Here is a 2,725-nt window from a genome sequence, read left to right as displayed (position 1 = left end):
TGAAGAATCCTTGATCATTGCAATTAAGTTGCCGCAATGAGGGCATTTGTAGAATTTAAGCATAATTTTTTTCTCCTATAAATGCTGCTCTTATTTCTATTGTAGATCTAATTCTGTTAAATTCATTATACGTATGTATTATTTAATTACGACAACCAAATGATACCGATCGCCATCACAAAAAAATGGCGATCAAAAATAATCATCAGCTAGCCTGATAGAGTGCTCTTTTACAACCAGTTTTATTTCAAAGTTGCGATTCAAGGATCACGCACGTAATAAATAGTGTGATCTGAGGATCGCAGATCAAGAAATTTCTTGCCAAAGATACTGTTTTCTGATCAAATACTGAAAGTTTCGGTAAATTTTGGAAATAGCAATGGAATCACAGGTTCAGTTTAAGGAGTTAGAGGAGTATGCCTTATCGCATACCCGCTTTAGCGCACCTGCTGACACTGAAGATGATTTCATTGAGCAGTATGTAAATGTCCTGAACAAGAAAGGCTATCATGAAGGAGATTTCTTCTTTGATGACTATATGGACTATGTCTATAGCGCAAAACAGAAGGTTGAGCGTTTCATCAAAAGGTGTCCTCTGACCTTTGCTGTAATGGCACTGCGCCAGGATATAGCCAGAAGGTATTTACAGCATGATAAGCGAGATCCTGAATGCGTCATCTATACCTCAGATGTGGTGCTGATGGTAGTCATCTGGTCCTCTCTTTGTGGTAACAAAGACTGTAAAGAGCATGCTCAGTTCTGGTTTGAGCATAATCCTATAATGCAGTACCTGATACCATCAATGCCATCTCCGAAGTGGATGATATCAGCAGAGACCATAAGGTTCTTTCTTAAGATGATACCTGACGGTGAATTCTCCTCAATGTTCAGACAGTACTTTGGTGATATCAAAATAAAGGCTCAGGAGCTTTTAGAAAACATCAGAAAATCACTTGATGACGAGCTTGAGTCCACTGACATCAAATACCGCCACTTAATAGGCGGTGATGGACAGGAGCTTCGCAGTTCATTCAGAAGAGGCGAGTCAAACCGCAGGAAAAAAGGAGCTCACAGAGTAAGCTTCTTTGACTGCGATACTCGTAATGTCCTTAATTACACATTGGTGAAGTATAAGAACAATGAAGCTCAGGCCTTTATGGCAATGCTTAAAGATGCCCATATCAGCAGTGATGATATCTTTTATGCTGATGCACTCAATGCCAGAGGCGAGTTAATCGACTTTCTAAACTCAAGAAAACTCGACTGGATATTTGCTGTTAAAACCAATCTTAGCAATCAGACTGCAGTAGCCGGTATCAGCAATTTCCTTGAGAAGAATCCTCAGGGACATGAGTATTTCCATTATGAGTTTACCAAGAAGGAAAGCTCACGCATTGAGACCAGAAAGTACGATATCATTCCTGTAAGTGCCATTGATGGATGTCAGCTTTACTGTATGCACTCTAATACCAGAACTCTTATCAGAGTAAGCAAGGTTACACAGGAACACCTTAGAGATGACAGGAAAAACTCAATACAAAGAAAACCTACTGAGTCTGTGCTGTATTTCATCTCAAGCCTTGAATACACAGAAGATAACTGCAGACAGATAGTTCATTCACTCAAGACCAGATGGCTTTTTGAAACTCAGCACAATATCCTGGATACCGTTCTGCTTCAGGATAATCAGCACTGCTGTGATGATAATCATTTAGCTTCAATTGTTGGCCTTAACAGTATGGTATTGAACGTTACAACCTTTTCAAGAGAGCTTATGTCTCAAAGAGGTTACAGTAACGTAAAACACCGTAATGCAGAAACTGCAGCAAGAGCTCCTCTTATACCCTACAAGAGAGTATTCTCAGTATTCAGACAGCATCCACTTGTTGCCATGCAGTATCTATGTGAATACTTCAGTACTCCGCCTGTAGAAGAATAATTCCATACTAAAATCCTCAAACAGAAACCAGATATGGTTTCTGAGCTACCTTATTCCTCTTATCCAGGAAATAGCAATAATACTAGCTCTACTTTGAAATAAAACTGGTTGTAAAAGAACACTTCATAAGGCCTGCTTATGATTTTGATTATTCTGATCGGTTCTCATTCAATTATGTGAGTGAGATCGGATCGATTTGTTTGTCGTATTATTTAATTACTGATATTTCAATATATTAAACATACATACATGTATGAATATTAAGAATTGTCACCTTGTACATTTTTAAAGTAAAAAGTATTTTTGGCAACAATATTTAGAATATTGGAAAGAATGTAACGTTTTTCAAGAAATGCGATTCCTCTTTTAGCATATAAAGCAATAAGATATAAGTATTTCTTAATAAGATTATCTTAAAAAGCTTTAGTTTAGTGCAAAACATACTGATTAGTATGAGATATTATTATTTATCTGAATTATAATGATTTTTATTATTCAGATTCGGAGTCATGCCTTATGATAAACGTACTTATTGTTCAGATTCAGTCTATCTATTCAAATCCTTATGAAAACCTTAACAAACTTGAAAATATGCTGTCTCCTTACAAAGGCAAGAAGATTGATTTAATAGTTATTCCAGAGTTTTTTGCAACCAGCACAGATTATGTAAATCATACTCAGGACGAGGATGGCGGTTATATTCTTGAAAGAATTAAAACGCTTTGCACAAGCTACAATTCAAACATTGTGGCAGGATCAATTGTCAGAAGGAAAAGCGACAACAGG

General features: G+C 36.9%; 2 protein-coding genes. Both read left to right on the top strand.

Annotated elements, in window-relative coordinates; all coding sequences use genetic code 11:
* Positions 1 to 379 precede the first annotated feature (379 nt).
* Positions 380 to 1,939, top strand: a complete 1,560-nt coding sequence (locus QZU45_RS12010; RefSeq protein WP_295355614.1) for an ISAs1 family transposase — start codon at positions 380 to 382, stop codon at positions 1,937 to 1,939.
* Between the two features lie 516 nt (positions 1,940 to 2,455).
* On the top strand, positions 2,456 to 2,725 hold a 270-nt coding region (locus tag QZU45_RS12005), incomplete at its 3' end, for a nitrilase-related carbon-nitrogen hydrolase (RefSeq protein ID WP_295355612.1).

This window comes from uncultured Succinivibrio sp., from assembly GCF_902756765.1.
Lineage (GTDB): Bacteria > Pseudomonadota > Gammaproteobacteria > Enterobacterales > Succinivibrionaceae > Succinivibrio.
Note: the sequence above shows the minus strand (reverse complement) of the source record. Positions and strands in the feature narration are given on the sequence as shown.

Bases quoted from the DNA above. Each gene is read 5' to 3' on its own strand.
- QZU45_RS12010 (WP_295355614.1), top strand. From the start codon at position 380: ATGGAATCACAGGTTCAGTTTAAGGAGTTAGAGGAGTATGCCTTATCG.